Annotated in this window: 19 protein-coding genes and 1 pseudogene; 13 read left to right on the forward strand and 7 right to left on the reverse strand. The window is 67.5% G+C overall.

Annotation, left to right across the window (positions count from 1 at the left end):
* Window positions 1-165, forward strand: a pseudogene (locus tag H149_RS24130) (IS110 family transposase); the annotation flags it as partial.
* A 311-nt stretch (window positions 166-476) separates the two neighbouring features.
* Here the strand turns inward: H149_RS24130 and H149_RS0116620 are convergent.
* Both H149_RS0116620 and H149_RS0116625 read right to left on the reverse strand, forming a co-directional pair.
* On the reverse strand, window positions 477-782 hold the full coding sequence (locus H149_RS0116620; RefSeq protein ID WP_020650901.1) for a hypothetical protein: 306 nt from the start codon (window positions 780-782) through the stop codon (window positions 477-479).
* An 80-nt stretch (window positions 783-862) separates the two neighbouring features.
* On the reverse strand, window positions 863-1,327 hold the full coding sequence (locus H149_RS0116625) for a hypothetical protein (RefSeq protein ID WP_026353251.1): 465 nt from the start codon (window positions 1,325-1,327) through the stop codon (window positions 863-865).
* Window positions 1,328-1,659: 332 nt separating this feature from the next.
* Between H149_RS0116625 and H149_RS23425 the strand changes: the two genes are divergently transcribed.
* Window positions 1,660-1,848, forward strand: a complete 189-nt coding sequence (locus H149_RS23425) for a hypothetical protein (protein ID WP_154654889.1) — start codon at window positions 1,660-1,662, stop codon at window positions 1,846-1,848.
* Between the two features lie 54 nt (window positions 1,849-1,902).
* The gene (locus H149_RS0116630) at window positions 1,903-2,715 is read left to right on the forward strand and encodes an HAD family hydrolase (protein ID WP_020650903.1); all 813 of its coding nucleotides are present in this window, start codon (window positions 1,903-1,905) and stop codon (window positions 2,713-2,715) included.
* Window positions 2,716-2,981: 266 nt separating this feature from the next.
* Here H149_RS0116630 and H149_RS0116635 read toward each other — a convergent pair whose 3' ends face one another.
* Window positions 2,982-3,803: an SDR family oxidoreductase gene (locus tag H149_RS0116635; RefSeq protein ID WP_020650904.1), complete on the reverse strand. Its 822-nt coding sequence runs from the start codon at window positions 3,801-3,803 to the stop codon at window positions 2,982-2,984.
* A 4-nt stretch (window positions 3,804-3,807) separates the two neighbouring features.
* Window positions 3,808-4,722: an MBL fold metallo-hydrolase gene (locus H149_RS0116640; RefSeq protein WP_020650905.1), complete on the reverse strand. Its 915-nt coding sequence runs from the start codon at window positions 4,720-4,722 to the stop codon at window positions 3,808-3,810.
* A gap of 236 nt (window positions 4,723-4,958) precedes the next feature.
* On the opposite strand from H149_RS0116640, the gene H149_RS0116645 reads away from it, so the two are divergent.
* Window positions 4,959-6,515 (forward strand): hypothetical protein, encoded by a 1,557-nt coding sequence (locus H149_RS0116645; protein ID WP_154654890.1) that lies wholly within the window; start codon window positions 4,959-4,961, stop codon window positions 6,513-6,515.
* A 9-nt stretch (window positions 6,516-6,524) separates the two neighbouring features.
* Here the strand turns inward: H149_RS0116645 and H149_RS0116650 are convergent, their stop codons facing one another.
* The 3 genes from H149_RS0116650 to H149_RS0116660 all read right to left on the reverse strand — a co-directional run bounded on the left by H149_RS0116650 (window position 6,525) and on the right by H149_RS0116660 (window position 8,556).
* Window positions 6,525-7,064 carry a YaeQ family protein gene (locus tag H149_RS0116650; RefSeq protein ID WP_020650907.1) on the reverse strand — a complete coding sequence of 180 codons (540 nt, stop codon included), beginning with the start codon at window positions 7,062-7,064 and terminating at the stop codon, window positions 6,525-6,527.
* Window positions 7,065-7,089: 25 nt separating this feature from the next.
* Window positions 7,090-7,590, reverse strand: coding sequence for a carboxymuconolactone decarboxylase family protein (locus H149_RS0116655; RefSeq protein WP_020650908.1), 501 nt, complete (start codon window positions 7,588-7,590; stop codon window positions 7,090-7,092).
* 84 nt (window positions 7,591-7,674) lie between these two features.
* Complete coding sequence (locus H149_RS0116660; protein WP_020650909.1) at window positions 7,675-8,556, reverse strand: DUF1295 domain-containing protein; 882 nt, start codon at window positions 8,554-8,556, stop codon at window positions 7,675-7,677.
* 382 nt (window positions 8,557-8,938) lie between these two features.
* Here H149_RS0116660 and H149_RS0116670 point away from each other — a divergent pair, with 382 nt between their 5' ends.
* From H149_RS0116670 to H149_RS0116710, 9 genes are all read left to right on the forward strand, one after another.
* The gene (locus tag H149_RS0116670; RefSeq protein WP_020650911.1) at window positions 8,939-11,380 is read left to right on the forward strand and encodes an efflux RND transporter permease subunit; all 2,442 of its coding nucleotides are present in this window, start codon (window positions 8,939-8,941) and stop codon (window positions 11,378-11,380) included.
* 79 nt (window positions 11,381-11,459) lie between these two features.
* Window positions 11,460-12,842: a DUF1329 domain-containing protein gene (locus tag H149_RS0116675; RefSeq protein ID WP_020650912.1), complete on the forward strand. Its 1,383-nt coding sequence runs from the start codon at window positions 11,460-11,462 to the stop codon at window positions 12,840-12,842.
* A 2-nt stretch (window positions 12,843-12,844) separates the two neighbouring features.
* Window positions 12,845-13,792, forward strand: coding sequence for a WD40/YVTN/BNR-like repeat-containing protein (locus H149_RS21450; protein WP_020650913.1), 948 nt, complete (start codon window positions 12,845-12,847; stop codon window positions 13,790-13,792).
* 50 nt (window positions 13,793-13,842) lie between these two features.
* Window positions 13,843-15,924 carry a DUF1302 family protein gene (locus tag H149_RS0116685; protein ID WP_154654891.1) on the forward strand — a complete coding sequence of 694 codons (2,082 nt, stop codon included), beginning with the start codon at window positions 13,843-13,845 and terminating at the stop codon, window positions 15,922-15,924.
* A gap of 93 nt (window positions 15,925-16,017) precedes the next feature.
* Window positions 16,018-17,385 (forward strand): DUF1329 domain-containing protein, encoded by a 1,368-nt coding sequence (locus tag H149_RS0116690; RefSeq protein ID WP_020650915.1) that lies wholly within the window; start codon window positions 16,018-16,020, stop codon window positions 17,383-17,385.
* A 354-nt stretch (window positions 17,386-17,739) separates the two neighbouring features.
* Window positions 17,740-19,701 (forward strand): hydantoinase/oxoprolinase family protein, encoded by a 1,962-nt coding sequence (locus tag H149_RS0116695; RefSeq protein ID WP_020650916.1) that lies wholly within the window; start codon window positions 17,740-17,742, stop codon window positions 19,699-19,701.
* Window positions 19,702-19,715: 14 nt separating this feature from the next.
* Window positions 19,716-20,165, forward strand: a complete 450-nt coding sequence (locus tag H149_RS21455; RefSeq protein WP_020650917.1) for an acetone carboxylase subunit gamma — start codon at window positions 19,716-19,718, stop codon at window positions 20,163-20,165.
* Between the two features lie 69 nt (window positions 20,166-20,234).
* Entirely contained in the window at window positions 20,235-22,370 is a 2,136-nt protein-coding gene (locus H149_RS0116705) for a hydantoinase/oxoprolinase family protein (protein WP_020650918.1), read from the forward strand.
* Between the two features lie 20 nt (window positions 22,371-22,390).
* The gene (locus H149_RS0116710) at window positions 22,391-24,667 is read left to right on the forward strand and encodes a hydantoinase B/oxoprolinase family protein (protein WP_020650919.1); all 2,277 of its coding nucleotides are present in this window, start codon (window positions 22,391-22,393) and stop codon (window positions 24,665-24,667) included.
* Window positions 24,668-24,695 lie beyond the last annotated feature (28 nt).

Below are 24,695 nucleotides of genomic sequence, written 5' to 3' on the forward strand. Positions count from 1 at the left end.
AAGCCCGTCATCGACCGCGCCTGGGATGCGCAGCTGCGGCTGTGCCGACGTTTCCAGAAACTCAGCCGGCAGGGCAAGCACCCCAACGTCGTCGTCACCGCCGTGGCACGAGAACTGGCCGGCTTCGTCTGGGACCTTGCACGGATCGCATCGGCAACGGCGTAGCGGCACCTCGCACTTCCCATCCACCCAAACCCAGGAGGGCGAGTCTTCTGACGGCGGCGCAGCCCGGTGAATATGCGCAATCCGCGTCGGCGTTAGGCGACGGCAGAGCATCGCCGACTCGCGAGCCTAGACCGCGGCAGGCGCATGGACGGATCACAGCACTGCGGTATCCAACCCGCGAATATCAGCGTGAGCAACCGTCGAGCGTGCTGGCTGCGCCGCCTTCAGAGGATTCGTAAACCGAGATGAACTGAAAACAGCGAAAACTTCATCTCTCGTTCTTGACGGCGGAAGTCATATCAACGCCAAAATTAACCCGCGGACCCGCCGGAGGCGGGGCCGTCGGGTTGAATGCCTTGTTGGGCCAACTGCGTCTCAACTTTTGCGCCCTCCGATTGCAGCGCACTACGAATAGCGTTGTAGAACTGCCCGTTGGCCAAAACCAGCTCAGACGCCTGCCGGGCGAACACAGCTTTGATGAGCCGCTTGGCCTCAGTGTGGCTCAAAGCAGTTGACTGGCGAATGAGGCCAACCAGCATGCTCTTTGTATGCGCAACGTCGGATGACCAAGCCAGCGCCGGGTTCCAATCGGTGATTTTGAGCACGACGGGTTCCATGCTTTTCCTTTAGGCCCAACGCTCAAACTCAGCCGCAGCGAGCCGAAGGCTTGCTGTCGGCTGGAGTGCCATGTTGGGCGTCATTTTAGTTTCTGAGCGATGAAAAGAAGGGCAACAACCGCCACGAAGAGCGCCCATAGGATGGGGTGCGCTGTTCCTTCCTTGTTGTGTGCATCCCCACCAACCGTAAAGAGGCGCAGCCACCCGACGCCAACAGCGCCGCCAGCGAATAAAAGAAAGGCACAAAGACATACAGCAAGGCCAGTGTCACTCGGCAGGGCAAAGAAGCGAAGGTCCAGGATCACCGTCGTGACCATACCCAACAGAATTGCGCTGATGGGGATGATCGCTCTCCAGGCGCCGAAACCAATCGGCGCATTGCCCTGAAGGGCGGCGGCGAAACAAAGGAGGAGCGCCCACGCGCCCGTTAGGGCGAACCCAGGCACTGTGCCCACCACCAAATTCGGGGATGCCACCCGCAGCAAGATCAGAGCCGCGAGGGTAACGACACTGGCCGCGCCTAGAATCCGGACTAGCAGTTTCATGACGCCCAACGCCAATTAGGCGGACGAGGCTGTCCGCCTAATCCGTGATGTCGTCCGTATAACTCGCCGCGCATGCTCGCAAGGCTTTGATTACACGGCGTTCGCGTTTTTTGGGGCGGAAACGATGGCGGACGCGATGGCACTTCAGCTTTTCCTCGTCTGGTGGATAGCTTCCGAAGCAGGATGCGCACGCTGCATTACAGCCTGCGCACCGAAGAAACCTCTTGTCGCTGAATTAAACGCTGCATTGTGTTCAGCGGCAAGCGGCATTCGCGCGTGTCGGGAGCTTTGTGTGAGCGCCGGCGTCGAATCGCGGATTAGGTGCACGGCGCATGGCCGCCCCCGCCGTATCGCCCCCGCCGTATCGGGCGGACGGCGGTGATCGCTACGGTGAAGCCCTCAGGCTGTCGGCGACGGCGATCGGGGTGTCGTTCGCGCCGCGCGCCCTGACGGCTAGTCAGGGCACGCGGCCGCGGCGGGTGGGCCGCAGCGGCGTGCCGCTGAAGGAATCCACGCCTTGACGCCGCCGGCTCGGGTGGCGGAGCCTGCGGGCGAGGAGACGAGAACGGATCGCCATGAGCATCCTGCAGATTCCGCGCGCGCGCCCGCGCGTGATCCTGTTCGACTGGCACGCCACGCTGGTCGACACGATGGACGCGATGTACTACGCGCTTGACGATGTGCTGCCGCGGCTCGGACCGCTGGGGCTGATCGAGCGTCTGGTCCCGCCGGGTCGGTCGAAGACGCTGGAGGATGCCAAGCTCGTCAAGTACGTGCGCGAGCACGCGCGCCTGCATCCGAAGATCAAGGCCGAGCGGCGCATCTCGCGTACCGATGTGTTCGAGGTGCTGTTCGGCTCCGATCAGGAGGCCAAGGCGATCGCGCATCGCGAGTTCGACCGGAGCTACGCGCGGCACTTCGGCGCGGTGCGGCCGCTGGAAGCCGACGCGCGTGCGCGGCTGCTGGAGCTGCGCGGGCTCGGCCTGCGTCTCGGCGTGCTGTCGAACCGCGCGCGGCATTTCATGGCGCACGAGATCTACACGGTCGACGCCGAAGGCTGGCACGAGTTGTTCGACACCATGGTCTGCGGCGACGACGTCAGCCGCCGCAAGCCGCATCCGGATCTGGTGCTCAAGGCGCTCGATGAACTCGGCGTGGCGCCCGGCCTGGGCTGCTGGTACGTCGGCGACAGCACCACTGACGTGATCGCCGCCAAGCAGGCCGGCGTGACGGCTGTGTTCTACAACGGTGCGGCCTGGGATCGCGCGTGGATCGACCGGATCTTTCCCGGCACGATCCGCCACCCGCACGTGCCGGACGCCGTGGTCGGCAGCCTCGCCGACCTCAGCACGCTGGCGCGCGAGCTGATCGCCGCGGTGCCGGCGTAGCGGCTCAGGAACCTCCGAAAAAGCGCATTCATCGTCATGGCGGGGAGCCGCAGACGACGAAGCCATCCAGTGGCGCCCTGTGCAACAAGCGGCGTATCCGGATCGCCGCGGTCGCTGTGCGGCCTCGCGATGACGGATCTGTTCAGAGGTTTCCGAGGAGGCTCAGGCGACAAAGCCATCCAGCAGCACTCTATGCAACAAGCGGCGTATCCGGATCGCCACGGCCGCTGCGCGGCCTCGCGATGACGGAGTTTCCCGACCTTCCCTCAACCTGACAGCGTCGCCTCACTGAGCGCCCAGAGCCGGCCGGCGAGCGCGACATTGCGGCTCGCGGCGCTGCCGCGCTGCAGCTTGCGCTTGACGAAGTATTCGCCGCTGACGTGGCGCAGCTCCGGCGCGGTCGCCAGCCACACCGCGGTATCGGCGCCCTGTGCCGGCGTCAGCATCAGCGCGGTGATCAGCGTCTGCAGCGGCAGCTCGCGGTAGATGCCGGTCGCGACCGCGCCCGGATGGAAAGCGTTGACGGTGACCGGCGTGCCGGCGAGGCGTCGCGCCAGTTCGCGCGTGAACAGCAGGTTGGCGAGCTTGGCCTGCGCGTACGCGCTGATGCCGGTGCGGTGCCGCGAAGGGTCGGTGAAGCTGGCCTCGTCGATGCGGCCGAAGCGGTGCATCAGCGAGCTGGTGACGACGATGCGGCCCTGCTCGGCGCGCTGAAGCGCTTCGAGCAGCCGCATCGTCAGGCGGAAATGGCCGAAGTGCATGACGCCGATCATCGCCTCGTAGCCGCTCGGCAGGCGCCGCAGCTTGAGCGTGTAGAGACCGGCGTTGAGCGCCAGCACGTCGAGCGTCGGCATGCGTGCGAGCAGCTCGGCGGCGAAGCGGTCGATGTCGGCGGCGTCGCCGAGATCGAGCGGCAGCGCCTCGATCTGCGCGTCGGCGTGGCGCGCGCGAATTTCGTCGACTGCCTGCTGCGAGCGCGCCTGATCGCGCGAGGCGATCACCACGCGGTCGCCGCGTGCGGCGAGCGCCAGCGCCAGTTCGTAGCCGATGCCGCTGTTGCCGCCGGTGATGAGCACATTGCGGGTCATCGCTTCACTCCTGAAAGCCGGGTTGCAGCAGGCCGGCGGCGATCAGCGCGGAAACCGCCTCGCCGTCGTGGCCGGGAACGAGGTGCAGCTCGGGCGCCGCGCGGCGCAGCGCATCGAGCGCCTTGAGTTCGCCGGCCACCTCGATGCGATCTTCGTCGATCAGTCCGCCGGTGACCCAGCGCGGCCGTTCGCGCTGCGCCTCGATGTTGCGCATCTGCCAGGCGACGTCGCCGATGAACAGCAGCTCGCGGCCGTCGGCGCGGCGCACATAGACCATCTGGCTGCCCGGCGTGTGGCCGGGCGCGGCGACGAGCACGACGCCGGGCGCGAGCGCCGCGTAGCGCTCGTAGCGCAACGGCGCGTAGCCGGCCAGCGCGCCGTCTGGCAGGCCGGCGGCCTTCGCATACTTGGGCTCGGCGAGCTGTGCCGCGGTCAGCCGCGTCGCCGGCAGCAGCGCGGCGAGCTGCGGATGGCGCGCCAGGCCGCCGAGGTGATCCATGTGCTCGTGCGTGACGACGATCAGCGCGGCCTGTTCGAGCGCCTTTTCGACGCGCGCGTAGGCCGCGTCGTCGAAGAACGGCACCATGAATGCCGGCTTGGCGAGGCTGCGGTCGAGTGCGCTGTCGATCATCACCGTGCGCTCGGCGTAGACCAGCCGGTAGGCGTAGACCGGGATCTCCAGCCCGCGCCAGGCGCCGCCGGCCATCACCATCGCTTCCGGGAACGAGAACGCCGCGACCTTCTCGACCTGCACCGCCGCCGGCTTGTCGCCCGGCAGCGAATCCGCCAGCCGGCGGACTTCGGCGAGATCGAAGTCGTAATGCGCCGCGTCCGGCAGGCGGCCATCGAGCGCCAGCCACCAGTATCCGGCGCCGAGCGCGGCCGCCAGCGCCAGCGCCGCAGTCCAACGCTTGCCCATCGTGGTCTTCCCGGCCTGTGTATCCGGCGGCGAGTGTAACCGCCGCGGCATGACTCGGGTGCGACAGCGTGCGTCGGGGGCCAGCGTCAGGTGCGGCGCGGTGCGCGGTCGCCTGGCGTTCGGGGGCAGCAGGATGTCCTGGACCCGATCTGGAGCCCGTTTCGCGCAGCCTGGTCAGGATCGAGCGGGTGAAAACGTGCCCGGCTTCGCGACGCCATCAGCCGAAGCGGGTCATCATGTCCGGCAATGAATCGGGGGGAACCATGATGGATGGCATTCGCCGTTTTACCTTGGCGCTCACGCTTGCGCTCTGCACGGTTTTTCCCGTGCAGGCAGCGGTTACGCAGGAACTGGCGACGCCCGCGAATGACAGTGTCGAGTCCACGCGGGAGTACATCGGGCAGGCCTACGCGCGTGCGCGTAATCAGGATTTGGAAGGGGCGGCGTCCGCGTTGGATCTCGCGATTCGTTCGCCCGGTTTCGTCGAGCTCGAGGACATCGAGCAATACACGGCGCTTTCATTGGCGGCCAGGATTTCACTGGATAAGCGCGGGCCCAAGCGCGCCTACGCGCTGTTCAGGCGTTCCAGCTCCTATCCTTACGCCGAGGGCGGCGATTGGCACGGACGGTTCTCCGGAGCCTTCGTGACTCGAGACTACGGCGACGCGGCGTACTGCGTGGCCACGATCGCGACCCGCTGGCCGCAGACCTTGGACGAGATCAACAATCAGGCGATCTTCATGATCGCTTCGGCGCTGCAAGGAGATGCGGAAAAAGCGGATTTCCGCTTCGAGATGCTGTCTGCGCTTTTTGCCGCCGGCTGGACGGTGGATGGAGGACAGCCGAACTATCTGTGGTCGAATCTCGCAGATGAACTGGTTCGCCGCGGCGAAGTGAAGCAGGCTGCACTTGTGGCAAGCCGCATCGATTCGGCGCGTGCTGTTCTGGCCATGAGCGTCGACAAGCGTTTCGATCCGATCGTGCGGCGGGGCGGCATTGCCTTCGACGTCGAGAAGGTGGCGATGGCCGAGCTGCAGGCCGCAGAGCGCCGCGCAGCCGATGATGCGCAACAGCTCAGGTCGATCATCGAGCTGCAGTATCTGTTGCTCGACACGCTGCAAGCCGAGCGGGCGCTCGCCCTGGCGGACGAAGTCGTCGATCGGGTTCGCGACGGCAAGGGTCCGCCGATCTATCGGGATTTCAAGTCAGATTACATCTGGATACTGGACAACCGGTCGCGTGCGCTGCAGAGACTGGGGCGATGGGATGAAGCGGTTGCCCAGCAGCGGAAGGCGGCGCTGCGCCCGGAGAACGGGGATATGAATGTCAGTCAGGCGCTCAATCTGGGCCTGTTGCTGGCCGAGCTGGACCATCCAGATGAGGCGTTGTCGGCGGTGGCCGATCTGGGCGACATGAGCCCTTACGGGCGCATGCAGCTGGAGCTGGTCCGGCTGATGGCTGCGGTTGAGCGCAATGACGCGCCGGAGGTGCAGCGCCATCTCGATTTCATGCGGGAGCATCGCAGCGACGCGCCCTCGACCTATCAGGACGCCCTGCTGTCGGCGGAGAGGCTGGATGAGGCCGCCGATCTCATCCTGGAACGGCTCCGCAGCGAGTCGCTGCGGGGCGCGGTGCTGACCGAGATTCAGGAGTACGCCGAGGTGCCGAGCACGCCGCGCCAAGCGGAGCGCAGCCGTCGCCGGCGCGAAGTCCTGTCCAGGCCTCAGGTGCAGGCTGAGCTGAAAAAGGTCGGGCGCATTGCGAGCTTCAGGCTCGGACCGCCGTTTTCGTGATGGCGGCGCTCAGCCGAGGCGGTGCTCGACCAGCGTCGTCGTCAGCGGCTGGCCGTCGACGTCAAGGTAGAGCTGGCGCTCGGTGACCGAGACGGCGAGACGGCTGCGTCGTTCGAGGCGGGCGGCGGCGTCGGCGACGAAGGCGCGGCCGAGTTCGTAGACCGGGATCTCGTCGCCGCGGTGGATCTTGCGGCCGACGAGCTGGGCGAGCACTGGCCCCGGATCGCGGTGTGTGTAGACCGCCGCGCGGCCGGCGAGCTTGCTGCCGCGGTGCAGGCGCTCGGCGTCGGGCGCGCCGATCTCGATCCAGGCCGTCACGCGGCCGGTGAGATCGCGCACCAGCAGCGCCGGCTCGTCGACCGCGGCGACGCCCTCGGTCAGCGCGATGCCGTCCTGGTATTCGAGACAGTAGGCGAGTACGCGCGCGAGCATGAACTCGGCGGTTTCCGACGGCTGGCGGGCGACGCGCAGCTCGAAGTCCGCGTAGACGCCGCGATCGACGTCGGCGAGCTGGATCGTGAAGTGGTACAGCGTGGCGGTCTGGGCCATGCGGGGCGGCGGGCGGGCGCGCAGCTTAAACCACCGCCATCGCGCCGCGCTCCAGCGTCAGCGTGCAGCTCTGGCCCAGATCGAGCACGCGCATCGTGCGGCCGGCGCCGAGCCACAGCGCGCAGCAGATCGCCAGATCGGCGATCTCGCCGTCGCTGTAGTGCCGGTGCAGGCGCTGCCAGAAATCGGCGTCGTCGCGCAGGCGCAGGTGGTCGTGCGCGAGGCCCGCGGCGTATTCGGCGGCGAGCTTCTCGCGCACGCTGTAGCCGGGCCAGCGGCGCCAGTCGGCGACGTGCTCGTAGAACGCGGCGTCGAGGCCGGTATCCGAGCCCGGCGCGTAGCGTGCGCGCCGGCAGACCTCGCACTCGTTGGCGAGCGCGATGCGCATGCGCGCGAGTTCGTGAATGCGCGGCGTCAGCCGGCTCTGGCTGTAGACCGCCTCGCTGAGCGCGGCAAGGCCGGCGCCGAGTTCGGGGCGCAGCGACAACCAGGAGCCGAGATCGTCGGCGACGGCAATGCGGGGCATGCGAGGTCTCCGTGGCGACCGGCAGCGGCTGCGTGCATTAGTGCACCGCAGGCCGACGCAATCATGATCCGTTTGCGGGATGACTCAAGCGGACGGCGAACGGCGCGGCGGCCGCGGCAGCAGCGCGGGCACGCGGCGCATGTGCTCGGCGTAGGCCGGGCGCCGCTCGAGGTTGCGCCGGTCCATGAGCGGGATGCTGACGAACACGAACATCGCCGTCATCGCCAGCGCGCCCCACGGCAGCCACCACCAGGCCGACGGCGCCGCGGCGAGGCCGAACAGCAGCAGTCCCCACCAGAACGACACTTCGCCGAGGTAGTTCGGGTGTCGCGACCAGGCCCAGAGGCCGTGGGCGATGAAGCCGCCGCGCGGCTTGCGCGCGAGGTACGCGTGCAGCTGCAGATCGGCGACGGTCTCGATCAGGATCGCGCCGAGCGTGACGACGGCAGCGAGCAGGTCGAGCGCGCCGAGCGGCGCCGTGCCCCGCGTCATCACCGCGTAGATCGGCAGGCTGGCGACGAACACTTGCAGCGTCGGCATCAGGTGGATGCCGAGGAAGTCGGCGAGCCGCGCGTGGCGTCCGGCCCGCGCACGCACCAGCGGATAGCGCCAGTCCTCGTGCGCGAGCCCGCCCCAGTGGCGCGCCCAGTTCGCGGTCAGGCGGATGCCCCACAGCCAGACCAGCGCGACGACGATCGCGGCGCGCGACAGATCGACACCGTCGGCGCGGTGCGCGAACCACCACAGCGCCAGCAGCGGCGGTATCACGCTCCAGTACGGATCGTAGAAGCTGGAGTTGCGATAGCGGCGGCTGAACGCGAAGACGACGACGGTGGCGGCGAGATCGGCGAGCAGCGCGTCCCACGGCGCCGTCGCCGGCGCGCCGGCCAGCAGCGCGAGCGCGGCGCCGGTCGCGGTCAGGTAGGCGACGAAGATCAGCGCGAATGCCGCCGTTTTCGGACGCACGGGGCCCTCCTGTTTCGGTGCGCGGCCCGCTGCCGCGAGGCGACGATGGTTGATCCGGACGGGCGCCGCCTCACCTGCATGCAGCAGGTCATGTTGCAGCCCAGCATGAGCGGCGCGGGTAGGCGGCTGCGCGAAAACTACCTGTTCGTGTAGTGCGGCAGGGCGGGGCCGAACTTAGTTTCTGCTCCCATCAATACAGGCAGCGACGGCATCCGCGACGCGGACCGATCCCTGCCATCGAGTGAGGAGAGAGCCATGTTGCCTGCCCCCGTCCGCGTGGTGGACCTGTCGTTCGCCATGACCCGCTCGCCGCGCTGCTGATCCCGCCGTTCTGCCCTCGGGGCAGGTCACGCCGGCAGCCGCCGGCCTATCCGGAAACGACATGGAAAGCTTTCGCTTCAGGCTCGCCGCCCTGGTGATGCGTCACCGCGGTTTCACGACGCTGCTGTTCGCGCTCGTCACGGCATTTTTCGCGGTCGGACTGCGCAACGTCGAACTCAAGACGATCTTCTCCGACCTGCTGCCGAAGGACGATCCGTTCGTGCAGGTCTACAAGGATCATCCGAACTTCGGCAATCCGCTGACCTTCACGCTGATGATCCAGCGCAAGGATGGTGACATCTACAATCCCGAGACGCTGGCCAAGGTCTGGAAGCTGACGCGCGACGTCGATCTCGCGCCCGGCGTCGACCATGACCAGATCCTGTCGATCGCGACCGAGAAGGCGCGCTACGCCGAGGCCACGCCCTACGGCATCGACGTGCGGCCGCTGATGGAAGACCACGCGCCGACCACGTCCGAGGAGATCGCCGAGTTCCGGGCCCGCGTCGACAAGGCACCGGGCGCGCGCAACTTCCTGATCTCCGGCGACGGCTCGGCGACGCTGATCAACGCCACCTTCATCGAGCGCCTGCTCGACTACGGCGAGGCCTTCAACTACATGCAGAACCTCGTCGAGCAGGCGCGCGACGAGCATCACGACGTGCACCTCGCCGGCCAGCCGGCGCTGACCGGCTGGGTCTACCGCTACGAAAGCCAGATGTTCGTGATCTTCGCGGTGACGCTCGCCGCGCTGGTCATCACGCTGGCGCTGTACATGCGCAACGTGGTCGGCGTCGTCACGCCGATCGTCACCAGCGCGGTCGCCGCGATCTGGGGTTTCGGCTTCGTCGGCTGGCTGAAGTCGCCGATCGAGCCGCTGCTGATGATCGTGCCGCTGCTCCTGATCGCGCGCTCGTTCTCGCACTGCGTGCAGTTCACCGAGCGCTACTACGAGATCTACGCGCATCTGCGCGATCGCGAGAAGGCCGCCGAGATCACCATGGGCGTGATGATGGTGCCGAGCGTGCTCGGCATCTTCACCGACATCGTCGGCATCTTCCTGATCGCCATCGCGCCGATCCCGGCGATGGAGCGCTTCGCGCTGTTCTGCGGCTTCTGGGCGATCTGGCTGATCCCGACCGGCACTTTCCTGATCTCGCTGCTGCTGTCGGTGCTGCCGCCGCCGAAGAACATCGACAAGCTGGTCGGCGCCAGCGGCGGCGGCGTGCACCGCAAGTTCTCGCAGCTGCTGCGCGGCATCGCCGCGACCACCTACGGCCGCCCGGCGCGCGTGACGACGGTGATCGTCGCGGTCGGCGCCGTCGCCGCGATCTACACCGCGCTGCAGATCAAGATCGGCAACCCGGTCGAGGGCAGCAATCTGCTGTGGCCGGAGTCTGAGTACAACGAGGGCGTCGCGCAGATCAACCGCAACTTCCCCGGCGTCAACACGCTGGAGATCGTGTTCGAGGCCAAGGACCAGAAGAATCCGAGCCGCGTCACGCGCCAGGCCGACACGGTGCTGACGATGCAGGCCCTGCAGGCCGAGATCGAGCGCTCGCCGCAGCCGCCGCGCGCGACGCTGTCGTTCGGCGACTATCTGATGGAAGCCAACCGCCTGTTCTCCGGCGGCAACCCGAAGTGGGCGCCGCTCGATCCGACCGACGCCGCCGTCAACGCCGCCGCCGGCGCGGTGATGGTCGGCAGCAGCCCGAAGGCGTTCTCCAACGTCATCGACTTCGAGCAGCAGAACGGCACCGTGTCGCTGTGGTTCAAGGACAACAGGCAGGAGACGGTCGACGCCGCGCTCGCCGAAGCGCGCCGCGCGATCGACAAGGTCGGAGCCGACCACAAGGCGTTCCTGATCCGCCTCGGCACCGGCACGATCGCGCTGCAGCAGGCGGTCAACAACGTCGTCGACCGCTATCACTGGCTGATCATCGGCTGCCTCAACCTGGTGATCCTGATCGGCTGCTCGCTGGCCTACCGCTCGCTGGTCGCCGGCCTGATCCTGCTGATGCCGGTCAATCTGTCGAACGTCGTGCTGCTGTCGACGATGCATCTGATGGGCATCGGCCTCGACGTCAACTCGATGCTGGTCGCGGCGATCGGCATCGGCGTCGGCATCGACTACGGCATCTACCTGCTGTCGCGCATCTGCGAGGAATACCACGGCCAGGATCACGACTGGGGCCGCACGCTGACCGCGGCTCTGACGACGACCGGCAAGGCGATCATGTTCACCGCCTCGATCATGATGATCGGCATCCTGCCCTGGTACTTCCTGTCCGACCTCAAATTCATGGCGGACATGGGCCTGCTGCTGACGCTGATCATGCTCATCAACATGATCCTCGCGCTGGTCGTGCTGCCGCTGATCGTGTGGCTGCTCAAGCCTTCGTTCGTCGGCCGCAAGGACCTGCTGGTCGGCGAGAGCGTCGATCTGTCGGCGATCGTCGCCGAGGACCTCGGCAGCAAGCCGATGCAGTCGGCGCCGGCCTGAGCCGCGCCCTTTCCGACAACACCCACCGTACGACGACCCAGGCGCCGCGGCGCCGCCAGTAGAGCGAGGAGAAAGAACCATGTGGATCAAGAAGTACGACTTCGATTACGGCCGGCGCATGCTGCTCGAGAAGACGCTCAAGGGCGTCGCCGCCGCCGGTGTGCTGGCGCCGCTGTGGCCGCTGATCGGCAACGCGGCGGACAGCTCGAAGGCGTATCCGGACGAGCTGCTGTCGATCGAGGCCTACACCAAGGGCAAGATCAAGCCGGGTGACGTCATCACCGCCAACAACGTCGAGGCGGTCAAGGACCTTCTCGATCCGATCGCCTACCAGCAGGTCAAGACGATGGGGCGCCGGATCAACATCGTCGACTCGACCAAGGACGTGACCAAGCTGTTCCCGGCCGACTACCTGCAGGCGACGCTGAAGAACAAGGGCCGCGCCAAGCTCGACAGCGCCGGCAACGTCTTCACCGACAATGGCGAGCCGTGGATCGGTGGCAATCCCTTCGTCGAGCCGAAGGACGGCGTCGAGGCGGCGGCCAACCTGACGCTGTCGTGGGGCCGTCACGACTACTCGATGTACGCGGTGCGCGACTGGGACATCGCTCCGGACGGCACGCAGGCCTACCAGTACGACTTCGTCTGGGCCGAGCTCAACAACACCGCGCGCGTCGACGGCAAGGTCTGGAACGGCAAGAAGGACATCCTGCGCTACCAGTCGGTGTGGTTCACCTCGCCGCAGGACACCGCCGGCAGCTCGTATCTGAACACCTGGTACTACGACCAGCGCAAGTTCCCGGATCTCTACGGCTACCTGCCGGCGTTCAAGCGCGTGCGCCAGTTCCCGACCAACCAGCGCTTCGAGCCGCTGGTGCCGGGCATCACCTTCTTCCTGTCGGACGCCTGGGCGGCCGGCGACCCGATGCTGACCTGGGGCAACTACAAGATCATCGGCCGCCAGCCGATGCTCGGCGCGATCGGTTCGCGCAACTTCATGGGCGGCTACCACCCGAACTACGAGCGTCCGGTGCACGGCGGCCCGAAGAACCAGACCTTCCACGACGTGTGGATGGAACTGGTGCCGGAATGCATCGTGCTCGAGGCCGAGCCCACCGGCTATCCGCGCGCGCCGGTCGGCAAGAAGCGGATCTGGATCGACGTGCGCAACGGCATGTACGTCGCGTACGTGACCTACGACCGTCGCGGCGAAATCTGGAAGTCGTTCGAGCCTTGCTACGCGCAGTACTCGAACGACAAGGTGACGGTCAAGGACGGTGCCAATCCGGCCTGGTCGTGGGTCGCGGTGCTCAGCCACGACATCCAGGCCAACCGCATGACGCGCTTCGTGCAGGCCAAGGAAGTGACCGGCGGCTACAAGAGCGGCTACTCGGTCGGCAACGACGACGTCTACAACAAGTACCTCACCAACCAGGCGATCGCGCGCCTCGGCTCGGCCTGACGATGAACGCCAGAACCTTGGGCGTGGCGCTGGGCCTGCTGCTGGTGCCGCCGGCATTCGCGGCTGCGGCGGCGAGCAGCGTGCAGGTGGTGCAGAGCGGCACCGTGCATCAGGCGCTGTTCGCGATCGCCGTCGACGGCAACGAGGGCCTCGCGGTCGGCGCCGCCGGCGAGATCCAGCAATCCGCTGACGGCGGCAAGACCTGGAAGGCCGCTGCCGCGCCGGGCAGCGAGGCGCTGCTCGGCGTCGCGCTGCGCGGCGGGCGGGCGCTTGCCGTCGGCCAGCAGGGCACCGTGCTGCTGCGCGACGCGCAGGGCCAGTGGCGCAAGGCCGATGCCGGCACCGAGGCGCGTCTGTTCGGGGTGTCGCTGAACGCGCGCGGCGAGGCGGTCGCGGTCGGCGCGTTCGGCACGGTACTGAAGTCCGACGACGCCGGCGCGCACTGGCGTGCCATCGCGCCGACCTGGGCTTCGTACAACGAGAACGGCGAGGAGCCGCACGTCTACGACGTGCAGATCGACGACCGCGGCGTGATCACGCTGGCTGGCGAGTTCGGGCTGATCCTGCGCTCCGCCAACAGCGGCGGCGACTGGCAGCTGCTGCACAAGGGCGACGCCTCGCTGTTCTCGATGGCCCTGCGCGGCGACGGTGTCGGCTACGCGGTCGGCCAGAGCGGCACGGTGCTGAAGACGACCGACGGCGGCGCCAGCTGGCAGGCGCTCGACGCCGGCACGCGGGCGATTCTGCTCGGGGTCGACTCGGTGCCCGGCGGGCGCGTCGTCATCACCGCGATCCGCGAGCAGCTGCAGAGCCACGACGACGGCGCCAGCTGGCAGCACGTCGACGCGCCGGAAGTCGCGGCTTACTGGAACCAGGGTGTCACGCACGTGGCGGGAGGGCCGGCGCTGGTCGTCGGTCAGGCGGGACGGATCGTGCGCATCGGCGAATAGCGGCCGGCGCCCGGGAACGAAAGAGCGGTCTGAAAGCGAGGGGATCAGACGTGAATCGAAAGACGAGATGGGCAGCCGTTGCGCTGCTCGGCAGCGGACTGGTGCAGGCCGGCGTGGCGTCGGCGCAGGACGAAGGGGAAGGCGGTGACACCGGCTTCTTCTCGTCGCTGTTCAGCGGCATGGACTTCAGCCTCGGCGGCTTCATCCGCCCCGAGATCGCGGTCGCCACCGGCGACGAGAACCCGTTCAACCAGGGCGGCAACGTCTACAACGGCGTCACCGTCGCGCGTCAGGCCGGCGATCCGTTCACCGCCTACGGGCCGGTGCTGTCGGTGCCGGTGCTGTCCGGCGCGCTCAACGCCATCGGCCTGGGCAGCGTCACCCAGCCCGGCACGCTGCTCGGCGATCTGCTCGGCGCGGTGCCGGTGGTCAACGGTCAGCTGCCGATCGCCGATCAGGTCGCGCGTCCGGTGCACAGCACCGACAACACCTTCAACATGATGGTGCTGCGCGGCGAGCTCGAAGCCGGCATCCGCTTCAGCTCGGACCTGAGCCTGGTCGCGCGCGTGCGCGCCATGTACGACCCCGGCGTCTACGACGACATCAACGCCGAGCATCTGGTCGGTGCCGACGGGATGGGCATCGTCGGCGGCGATCCGGCGCTGTACCACCACCAGCCGAACTTCTACGAATACCGCGTCGAGGGCGATTCGACGCCGAACCCGCTGGAGTGGGACGGCAAGAACTACCAGGTCTACTTCCCGGCGCTGTTCTTCGAATACAACCGCGGGCCGCTGAACCTGCGCCTCGGCAACCAGCAGATCGCCTGGGGCCAGGCGATCTTCTTCCGCGTGCTCGACGTCGTCGACGGGCTCGATCTGCGCCGCCACTCGGTGCTCGACAACGCGCAGGAGGAATTCTCCGACAAGCGCGTGCCGTCGCTGGGCCTGCGCGTCGGCTACCAGATCAGCGACGAGTGGATCGCCGACGCCTACGTGCAGAAGTTCCAGCCGTCGATCTACGGCAACCCGAACACGCCGTACAACGTCATCCCGACGCAGTTCACGGTGCACGATCTGTACGCCAAGGGCGGCTACGACGACAAGATCAGCTATGGCCTGCGCCTGAAGGGCAACTACGGCCAGTGGGGCTTCCAGGCGATGGCGGTGCGTCGCTACAACCCGGACGGCGTGTTCCGCTGGACGGCGTCGAACGTCGATCGCGATCTGCCGAACAACAACATCCTCGGCATCACCGAGAACCTGCTCAACAACGGCGTCACCGGGCCGTCGACCGGCGAGCTGCTCGCGCAGACGCCATTCGAAGCGTCACCGGGCGGCGTCTATTCGGCGAACGAGTGGTTCCACTACGCCGGCATGGCGCGACTCGACGCGGTCGACGGCCTCAACGCCGCGATCACCGAGTTCGCGCCGGCGACGAGCCGGCTGCTGGCGGCGCCGGCGGCGGACACGCAGGCCGCGTACAACGAGCTGAACACCTTCTTCATGGCGGCCGGCGGCGCGCTGCGCGGACACATCGCCCGCGAGTACTTCGCCGAGAACGTGTTCGGCGCCGGCGTCAGCTACGTCACCGAAGGCACGCCGGGCTCGTTCCTCGACCAGCTGATCATCAACCTCGAAGCCTCGTACACGCCGAACCGCGTCTACACGGCGCCGTCGCTGTCGCGCGACTACCTGCGCGAGGACAGCGCGATCGGCGCGCTGGTGCTCGAGAAGTACCATCGCTTCACGCAGGCCTTCCCGGCGACCTACATGGTGCTGCAGTACATGCATCGCACCAAGGACGATCTGTTCGGGCGCGCGCTGAAGGGCTACGGCGGCAACGTCAACGCCCCGGCCGGCGGCATCAGCGGCGGCGCCAACTACGTCGTGTTCGCGCTGCAGCAGCCGTTCCCGCAGGACATCTACCGCGTCTCGCTGGCGACGCTGTACGACCCGCGCGGCGGCATCCTCGTGCAACCGGGGATCAAGTGGAAGCCGCGCGGCTCGATCACCGTCGACGCCTTCTACAGCTACATCAACGGCCATCTCGGCGGCAATCCGAACAACAACGCGCTGTCGACGGCCGACTTCGCGGACGAGTTCACGCTGCGCGTCGGGTATCAGTTCTAGGCCCTGCAAAGACCTCCCCATGCCCCGCAGGTCTGGGGCTCCGGCGATCGATCGGCAGCGGTCGATCGCCGTATTTTTTTGGAGCAGCCACGCATGCACCTGCGCCGCTACGGGCCCGGCTACAGCCGCCGCCATTTCCTCGCGCTGTCGGGCGCCGCCGCGGCCGGCGTGCTGATGCCGCTGTGGGACGCGGTCGCGCAGACCGGCGAGGTCAGCAAGGCCTACCCGGACGAACTGCTGTCGATCGAGGCGTACAGCAAGGGCCGCATCAAGGCCGGCGACGAGATCACGGCGGCCAACGTCGAACTCGTCAAGGACCTGCTCGAGCCGATCAAGTACGTGCAGATCGCCACGCTCGGCCGCCGCCTGCGCGTGGCGCCGACGACGACCGAGATCATGCGGCTGTCGCCATGGGAATATCTGGAGGCGACGCTGAGGAACCGCGGCCAGGCGCGCTTCGACGCGCACGGCAATGTCGTCGCCGCCGACGGCCGGCCGTGGATCGGCGGCCATCCGTTCCCGGGCAGCACCGACGCGCTGGAGCTGATGGCCGGATTGACGCTGAGCTGGGGCCGCCACGACGCCGTGCTCTACGGCATGAAGGAGTACGACCTCGATCCGCAGGGCGAGATCGCCTTCGAGTACCAGGCCGGCTGGGCCGAGCTGTCGCCGGTCGCGCGCGTGCGTCTGGAGCCGAGGCCTTACTGGCCGGGCCGCGAGGACAAGCTGCGCTACCAGACGGTGTTCTTCGTCGGCCCGGACAGCGTCAAGGGCACCGCCTATCTGAACGTCTGGGCCTACGACCAGCACGCGTTTCCCGAGCTGTACGGCTACCTGCCGGCGTTCAAGCGCATCCGCCAGTTTCCGACCGACCAGCGCTTCGAGCCGCTGGTGCCGGGCTCGACGCTGTATCTGTCGGACGCCTGGGCGGCCGGCGATCCGCTGCATACCTGGGGCAATTACCGCGTCGTCGGCCGTGGTCCGGCGCTGGCCGCGGTGTCCGGCGGCTGGAACGCGGCGCATCCGAACTGGGAGCACCGCACGCACGGCGGGCCCAAGGGCAAGACCTTCTGGGACACCACCGTCGAGCTGGTGCCGGAGGCGATCATCGTCGAAGCCGAGCCGATCGGTTTCCCGCGCGCGCCGGTCAGCAAGAAACGCGTGTGGTTCGACGCGCGCACGCAGCTGCCGATCGCGATGGTCTCGTACGACCGCCGCGGCCAGCCGTACCGTTCCTTCGACGGCGCCTACGCGCTCTACGAGGACGGCGGCAAGTCGTTCAAGGACGGCGCGCATCCGTACTGGTCGTGGGCACACGTGCACGCCTACGACATCCAGAGCGGACGCATGACGCGCCTCGAACAGGTGCGCAGCATCGCCGGTGGCCACGTGACCACCGTCAACGATGCGGCGATCTACGAACGCTACCTGACCAATGCCGCGCTGATGCGGCTCGGCTGAGCCGTCAGGTTCCGACCCTGCCTGGCGCGGCAAGGCTGGCGTCTCCGGACGACCGGCCCTGCTGCGCCTTGGCGCGGAAGAGAACGCGAATCGAGGTCACGTCGCGGCCGGACGCGTGCCGGCGGTGCGTGCGGATGGAAGCGAAGTCGCGCGATCGGACGGCGTTGGTGTCGTCGGAATTCAAAAACTACCCGAGCGGGTAGCGGTGAAGCGCAGCGACGCGCTTAGTGTTCTTCACCAGAACGAGGCTCGCGAAGAGCCCGACCCTTGCGCGGAGGAGACCGCCATGCCAGTCATCGCTACGGGCCATGCCCTGCCTCCGTCCTCTTTTCTTTCTGCCACGGAGGTCGCGGCATGAATGCTGTACTCAAGGAGCGGTCCGATGCGCGGACCGCGGCGGCGCCGGCTACCGCTGGCAAGCTGATCAACATCGACAACGGCGGCACGCTGACCGACATCTGCGTGATCGACGGCAGCCAGGTCTGGCGCACCAAGACGCTGACCACGCCGTATGACCTGTCGAAGTGCCTGTTCGAGGGTCTGCGCAAGGTCTCGCGCGTGATCTACGGCGAGGAAGACCTGCTCAAGCTGCTGCTGTCGACCGCGCACATCCGCTATTCGACGACGCAGGGCACCAACGCGCTGGTCGAGCGCAAGGGTCAGCGTCTCGGCCTGCTGCTGTCCGGACTCGACGCGGCGGCGCTGCAGGGCGATGCGCAGCAGCGCGACGTGTTCGCCGGCCTGGTCGGCCCGCGCGTCGAAATGCTCGACCTGTCGGCCGACGACGCGGCGCTCGAGATCGCCGCGACGCAGGCGATCAACCGGCTCGCCTCGGCCGGCGCCAACCGCATCGTCGTCGGTGTCGGCGGTGCGCAGCGCGACGCTGGCGAGACGCGGCTGAAGAAGATCCTGCTGAAGAAATTCCCGCCGCACCTGCTCGGCGCGATCCCGCTGCTGTACTCGCACGAAGTCGTGCAGGACGAAGACGACGCGCGCCGCGTCTGGACGGCGCTGTTCAACGCCTTCCTGCATCCGGCGATGGAGCGCTTCCTGTACAGCTCGGAGCATCGCCTGCGCGAGTACAAGACCAAGAATCCGCTGCTGATCTTCCGCAACGACGGCGACTCGGCGCGCATCTCGCGCACGGCCGCGATCAAGACCTACTCGTCCGGCCCGCGCGGCGGCGCCGAGGGTGCCAAGGCGCTGGCCGCGCACTACGGCTTCGAGCGCCTGCTCGGCATGGACATCGGCGGCACGACCACCGACATCAGCCTCGTCGAGGGCGGCGCCGTACGCACCGACCGGCGCGGCAAGATCGAGGGCGTGGCGACCTCGCTGGCACTGTGCAACGTGGTCAGCGCCGGCGTCGGCGGCTCGTCGATCCTGTCGGTCGTCGATGGCCGCATCAAAGTCGGTCCGGAGAGCGTCGGCGGCGCGCCGGGGCCGGCCTGCTTCGGCCTCGGCGGCACCGAAGCGACGATCACCGACGCCTTTCTCGTGCAGGGCCTGCTCGATCCGGCGAGCTACTTCGGCGGCGAGCTGAAGATCGACGTCGAGCGCGCGCGCGCGGCGATCGCCGAGAAGATCGCCAAGCCGCTCGGCCTGTCGGTCGAGGCCGCGGCGGCGGCGATGGAGAAGGCCTGGGTGCAGAAGGTCGCCGACGCGCTGAAGGCGTTCACGACCATCACTGCCGATACCACGCTGGCGGCGTTCGGCGGCGGCGGTCCGTTCCTGGCGACCCAGGTCGCCGAGGCGAGCGGCATCACCCGCGTCATCATCCCGGGCCTCGCCGCAGTGTTCTCGGCGTTCGGCATCGGCTTTTCCGACATCGCCCACGAATACGAGGCGCCGCTCGCCGACGGCGACGCGGCGACGATCCAGGCGGCGCGCGAGCAGCTGCTCGAACGCGCGCGCCGCGGCATGTTTGCCGAAGGCTTCGATCTCGCCGACTGCCGCGTCGAGACCTGGCTGCAGGTCGGCGACGAGCGCCAGCCGCTGCTCGGCGACGTGCCGCCGGCGCTGCCCAAGGGCACGAAGCCGTCGCTGCTGCTCAAGGCCACGCGCGTCATTGCCCGCGCCACGCTCGCCGGCCGGTTCGGCGCGGCGCGCCAGCAGGCGAGCGCCGACGGCACGCGCAGCGTGCGCATCGACGGCCAGGTCCAGGCCTTGCCGCTGTACCGCACCGAACAGCAGTCCGGCGGCGTGCAGGCGCAGGGGCCGTGCGTGCTCGAAGACGCCTTCTTCACCAGCCGCATCGACGCCGGCTGGCGCTTCGAGATCAACGAGTCCGGCGACATCCTGCTGAGCCGCGCCTAACGCGAGAACCCGACATGAAAGTCCTGATCACCGAATACCTGCGCATCAATCTCGACACCGAGCAGTGGGAGTGCCGCCGCTGCGGCCACGCGCACGGCAGCGCGCGCGACAACTACAAGCGCGGCCTGCTGGTCTATGACCGCGATCCGCGCGAGATCCACAAGCCGCTGCTCGATCCGAAGCTCTACGAGCGCACCTATTCGCCGGACCCGCAGTGGTGCCGGATCCTCGAGTACTACTGCTCGTCGTGCGGAACGATGGTCGAAGTCGAGTACCTGCCGCCCGGCCATCCGCCGCTGCACGACATCGAACTCGACATCGACGCGCTGAAGCTGCAATGGCAGGACCGCGAGGAAGTCACCGAGCCGGCGCCCGCCCCGGACCTGGCGCTGGAGAAGGTCAAGCACGGCCGCGCGCTGCACGCCGAGATGCACCAGCACGGCGGCCACGGCCACCAGCACTAGGCCGGCGCGCGGCCAGGCGTTTCATCGGCGGTTTGAACTTCCGCGGACTTCGAATCTAGAGACAGTGCGATGAAAAGAGTTTCCGTAGACATCGGCGGCACCTTCACCGATACCTTCGTGGTCTGGGACAACCAGTACATCGAAGGCAAGGCGCTGACCACGCATCACAATCTGGCGCTGGGCTTCAACGAATCGCTCGGCGACGCCTGCAAACAGCTCAATGTCGAGCCGGCGCAGCTGCTGTCGGAAGTCGACTCGGTGCGCTATTCGACGACGCTCGGCACCAACGCGCTGATCGAGCGCAAGGGCCCGCGCATCGGCGTGCTGGTCACCACCGGCTTCAAGAGCACGATCCCGCTGTCGCGTGCCCGCGGCTACGGCGAGGGCCTGTCCGAGCACGAGCAGATGGACATTCCGAACGCCCGGCGCCCGCAGCCGATCGTGCCGATTCCGATGATCCGCGAGGTGCGCGAGCGCATCGACTATCTCGGCCAGGTGTTCTGGACGCTCGACGAGGACGACGTGCGCCTGCGCATCCGCGAACTCGTCGACGCCGGCGCCGAAGCGCTGGTCGTGCTGTTCACCAACAGCGTGGTGAACCCCGCGCACGAGCTGCGCGTGCGCGAAATCTTCCTCGAGGAGTATCCGGCGCATCTGCTCGGCGCGATCCCGATGCTGCTGAGTCATCAGGTCGCCGGCCGAAAGGGCGAGTACGCGCGCGGCACCTCGACGATCATGGACGCGTTCCTGCACCAGACCATGTATCACGGCCTCGGCACGCTGGAGCTGAACCTGCGCGCGCAGGGCTACAACAAGCCGATGCTGGTCAGCCACAACTCGGGCGGCATGGCGCAGCTGAACTCGACCGACGCGCTGCAGACCGTGCATTCCGGCCCGGTCTCCGGCATCGCCGCCAGCGAACATCTGGCCGCCGCCGCCGAACTCGGCAACGTGGTCGCCACCGACATGGGCGGCACCAGCTTCGACATCGGCATCGTCGACCAGAGCGGCGTCAAGCACTACGACTTCAATCCGGTGATCGACCGCTGGCTGGTGTCGATCCCGATGGTGCATCTGGTCACGCTCGGCGCCGGCGGCGGCTCGATCGCGCGCTACGACCGCATGTTCGGCTCGATCGAGCTCGGCCCCGAGTCGGCCGGCTCCGATCCGGGCCCGGCCTGCTACGACCGCGGCGGCCTCAAGCCGACGGTCACCGACGCCGATCTCCTGCTCGGCTATCTCGATCCGAAGAACTACGCCAACGGCCGCATTCCGCTCAATCCGAAGCGCGCCAGGCAGGCGGTCGAGGACCATCTCTGCGACGAGCTCGATCTGTCGGTCACCGAGACCGCCAAGCTGATCAAGCGCAACGTCGACGCCAGCATGGCCAACGGCATCGCCACCGAGCTGCGCACGCGCGGCTACGAGCCCAAGGATTTCACCATCCTCGCCTACGGCGGCAATGGCCCGCTGCACGCCTGCGGCATCGCCAACGCGCTCGGCGTGTCGAAGATCCTGGCGCCGCCGTTCTCGTCGACCTTCTCGGCCTGCGGCGCCGGCAACGTCAACCAGATGCACATCCACGAGATGAGCACCTGGACGGTGCTGTTCAATCCGGCCACCAAGCGCTTCTTCAACGACTACGAGAAGTTCAACCGGAACGTCGAGGAACTGGAGCGCCGCGGCCGCGAGGACCTGCTGCGCCAGGGCATGGACGAAAAGCAGATCCGCTACCGCCTCGAACTCGACATGCGCTACGGCAACCAGCGCGTGCAGACCGCCGTCGTCACCGAGCTGAACCGCCTGCACACGCAGAAGGACGTGCTGGCCCTGATGGACCAGTTCCACGAGAGCTACGGCGCGCGCTTCGGCGAGGGCAGCCAGTCGCCGGAGACCGGCGTGCGCATCAACACGATCCGCGTCTGCGCCTACGTCGAGCAGCCGAAGGTCGCGTTCGCCAAGCTCAAGCTCGGCGACAAGACCATCGCGCCGCCGGCGCCGGTCGGACAGCGCGACTGCCATTTCGTCGGCCACGACCGGCCGCTGGCGACGCCGGTCTACGACGACAAGGCGCTCGCCGAGGGAACGCGCATCGAAGGGCCTGCGATCGTCACCACGCGCGCCACGACCTATCTGGTCGAACCGGGCTGGACCTACCGCGCCGCGGCGCAGGGCGGGGTCTGGTTCATCAAGGAAAACGCTTAATCACGACGGAGCACTCTCCCATGTACGACAACATCTCCGCCGAAGAGCAGGCCCTGCTCGACAAGTTCCTCGCCGACAACAAGATGTTCCTCGGCCCCGACCCCGAGATCATGCGCGACCACACGGTGACGCCGCGCTCGGCCGCCGAAGAGGAAGTGCTGAAGAAGGGTTTCGATGCGCACCAGGCGCATCACATCCGCGGCCTGATCAACGCGGCGCTGTCGGAAGCGTTCACGATGGTCAACCAGATGGGCGCCGCGCCGGGCGCGAAGTGGGGCGATCTCGTCACCGCGATCTATACCGCCGACGGCAACCTCGCGATGATCGCGCCGCACGGCATCATCACCTTCGCCGCCTGCGCGTTCTATCCGATCCGCTTCATCATCAAGAACTGGATGAACGATCCGACCGTCGGCGTGAAGGACGGCGACGGCTTCATCCACAACGATGCGCGCTACGGCGGCGTGCACAACACCGACCAGTCGATGATGATGCCGCTCTACTACAAGGGCGAGCTGATCTGCTGGCTGTCGAGCACGATCCACGAGGGCGAGAACGGCGCCTGCGAGCCGGGCGGCCTGCCGGCCGCGGCGGAGAGCAAGTACGACGAAGGCATCAAGATGTCGCCGTTCAAGGTCGTGGAGAACTTCCAGATCAAGCGCGACCTCGTCACCTTCCTGCAGAACTCGGTGCGCGATCCGAAGCTGCAGCTCGAGGACATGAAGGTCAAGCTGCACGCCGTCATGCGCCTGCGCGACCGCATCACCGCGATCCTCGACCAGTTCGGCCGCGACGCGCTGATCGCGACCATGCGCATGCACCTCGAGGACACCGAGGCCGAAGTGCGCCGCCGCATCCGCGAGCTGCCGGACGGCACCACGCGCGTGCTGCAGTTCATGGACTCCAGCCTGCGCGAGAACTGCCTGCAGAAGATCAGCGTGGCGATCACCGTCAAGGGCGATCGCATGATCGCCGACTTCCGCGGCACCGCACCGCAGTTCATGAACCGCTCGGTCAACACCAATCTCGCCTCGTTCAAGGCGGCGCTGGCGACCGGCCTGCTGCAGAACATCTGGCCGGACCTGCCGCACACGATGGCGGTGCTGTCGCCGATCGAGGTCATCACCGACAAGAACTCGATCATCGACGCCGAGGGCGAGATGCCGCAGGCGATGAGCCTGATGCCGCTGTTCAAGGCCTGCGTCGCCTGGACGGTGCCGATGGCCAAGTTCAACTACAGCCTGCCGAAGCGCTACTCGGCGATCATCGCCTCGCAGTACGACCAGGCGGCGACCTTCATCTACGGCGGCCTTACCCAGCACGGCGACGTCACCGGCAACTTCTGCGGCGACATCAACGGCATGGGCCAGGGCGCGCGCAGCCACGCCGACGGCGAGCACAGCGTCTCGCCGGTGTTCGGCTTCATGGCGGACTCGGGCGAGCACGAGATCAACGAGGAAGACACGCCGATCATCCGCCTCGGCGCGCAGCGCCTCGCCAAGGACCGCATCGGCTTCGGCAAGTACCGCGGCGGCATGGGCTACGAGCAGATCGCCACGGCGCGCGGCTCCGGCATGTGGGGCTTCATGACCGGCTGCGAGGGTTCGAAGTTTCCGTCGGCACAGGGCCTGTTCGGCGGCTATTCGTGCCCGGCCTACCAGCTGCTGAAGATCAAGGGCGTCAACATCTTCGAGGAACTGAACAAGGACCCGAAGGTGGTCGAGGTGTTCGACATCGTCAAGCTGATGAACGAGCGCCCGCTCAAGGGCGGCAAGTACAGCAGCAACGACATGGGCATGACCTTCGAGCTGTGCAACGAAGGCGAGATCTACATGATCTGCCAGGGCGCCGGCGGCGGCTACGGCGACGTGCTCGAGCGCGATCCGGCGCTGGTCATGAAGGACGTCGAGGAAGACCTGCTGTCGGCCGATCTGGCGCGCGAGATCTACAAGGTCGTGTTCGACGAGCGCACGCTGGTCGTCGACGAGGCCGCGACGCGCCAGCTGCGCGACGACGAGCGCCGCGCCCGCCTGCAGCGCGGCAAGCCGTTCGACGCCTTCTGCAAGGAATGGGTCACGCCCGAGCCGCCCGCCGACCTGCCGTACTTCGGCAGCTGGGACGACAACAGCAAGATCTACGCGCAGAACCCGGCGATCAACCTCAAGGTGGTGATGCCGGCCGACCAGCTGCAGGGCTTCTACATGCCCAACCCCAAGGATCTGCAGATCGCCACGCTGGAGGCGAAACTCGCCGCGGCGCAGGCGGCGCTCGAAGCCTGCCAGGCGGCGGGCCGCTGAGGCGCGCTCGCCATCACGCGGCCGCGCC

The sequence above is a fragment of the Solimonas variicoloris DSM 15731 genome, assembly GCF_000382285.1.
GTDB lineage: Bacteria > Pseudomonadota > Gammaproteobacteria > Nevskiales > Nevskiaceae > Solimonas > Solimonas variicoloris.

What these genes read in the sequence shown, in the direction of transcription:
- H149_RS0116695 (WP_020650916.1), top strand. Translation starts at nt 17,740, where the DNA reads ATGAATGCTGTACTCAAGGAGCGGTCCGATGCGCGGACCGCGGCGGCG.
- H149_RS21450 (WP_020650913.1), top strand. Translation starts at nt 12,845, where the DNA reads ATGAACGCCAGAACCTTGGGCGTGGCGCTGGGCCTGCTGCTGGTGCCG.
- H149_RS0116635 (WP_020650904.1), bottom strand. Translation starts at nt 3,803, where the DNA reads ATGACCCGCAATGTGCTCATCACCGGCGGCAACAGCGGCATCGGCTAC.
- H149_RS0116630 (WP_020650903.1), top strand. Translation starts at nt 1,903, where the DNA reads ATGAGCATCCTGCAGATTCCGCGCGCGCGCCCGCGCGTGATCCTGTTC.
- H149_RS0116710 (WP_020650919.1), top strand. Translation starts at nt 22,391, where the DNA reads ATGTACGACAACATCTCCGCCGAAGAGCAGGCCCTGCTCGACAAGTTC.
- H149_RS0116690 (WP_020650915.1), top strand. Translation starts at nt 16,018, where the DNA reads ATGCACCTGCGCCGCTACGGGCCCGGCTACAGCCGCCGCCATTTCCTC.
- H149_RS0116670 (WP_020650911.1), top strand. Translation starts at nt 8,939, where the DNA reads ATGGAAAGCTTTCGCTTCAGGCTCGCCGCCCTGGTGATGCGTCACCGC.
- H149_RS0116620 (WP_020650901.1), bottom strand. Translation starts at nt 782, where the DNA reads ATGGAACCCGTCGTGCTCAAAATCACCGATTGGAACCCGGCGCTGGCT.
- H149_RS0116645 (WP_154654890.1), top strand. Translation starts at nt 4,959, where the DNA reads ATGTCCGGCAATGAATCGGGGGGAACCATGATGGATGGCATTCGCCGT.
- H149_RS21455 (WP_020650917.1), top strand. Translation starts at nt 19,716, where the DNA reads ATGAAAGTCCTGATCACCGAATACCTGCGCATCAATCTCGACACCGAG.
- H149_RS0116655 (WP_020650908.1), bottom strand. Translation starts at nt 7,590, where the DNA reads ATGCCCCGCATTGCCGTCGCCGACGATCTCGGCTCCTGGTTGTCGCTG.
- H149_RS0116675 (WP_020650912.1), top strand. Translation starts at nt 11,460, where the DNA reads ATGTGGATCAAGAAGTACGACTTCGATTACGGCCGGCGCATGCTGCTC.
- H149_RS0116705 (WP_020650918.1), top strand. Translation starts at nt 20,235, where the DNA reads ATGAAAAGAGTTTCCGTAGACATCGGCGGCACCTTCACCGATACCTTC.
- H149_RS0116640 (WP_020650905.1), bottom strand. Translation starts at nt 4,722, where the DNA reads ATGGGCAAGCGTTGGACTGCGGCGCTGGCGCTGGCGGCCGCGCTCGGC.
- H149_RS0116625 (WP_026353251.1), bottom strand. Translation starts at nt 1,327, where the DNA reads ATGAAACTGCTAGTCCGGATTCTAGGCGCGGCCAGTGTCGTTACCCTC.
- H149_RS23425 (WP_154654889.1), top strand. Translation starts at nt 1,660, where the DNA reads ATGGCCGCCCCCGCCGTATCGCCCCCGCCGTATCGGGCGGACGGCGGT.
- H149_RS0116650 (WP_020650907.1), bottom strand. Translation starts at nt 7,064, where the DNA reads ATGGCCCAGACCGCCACGCTGTACCACTTCACGATCCAGCTCGCCGAC.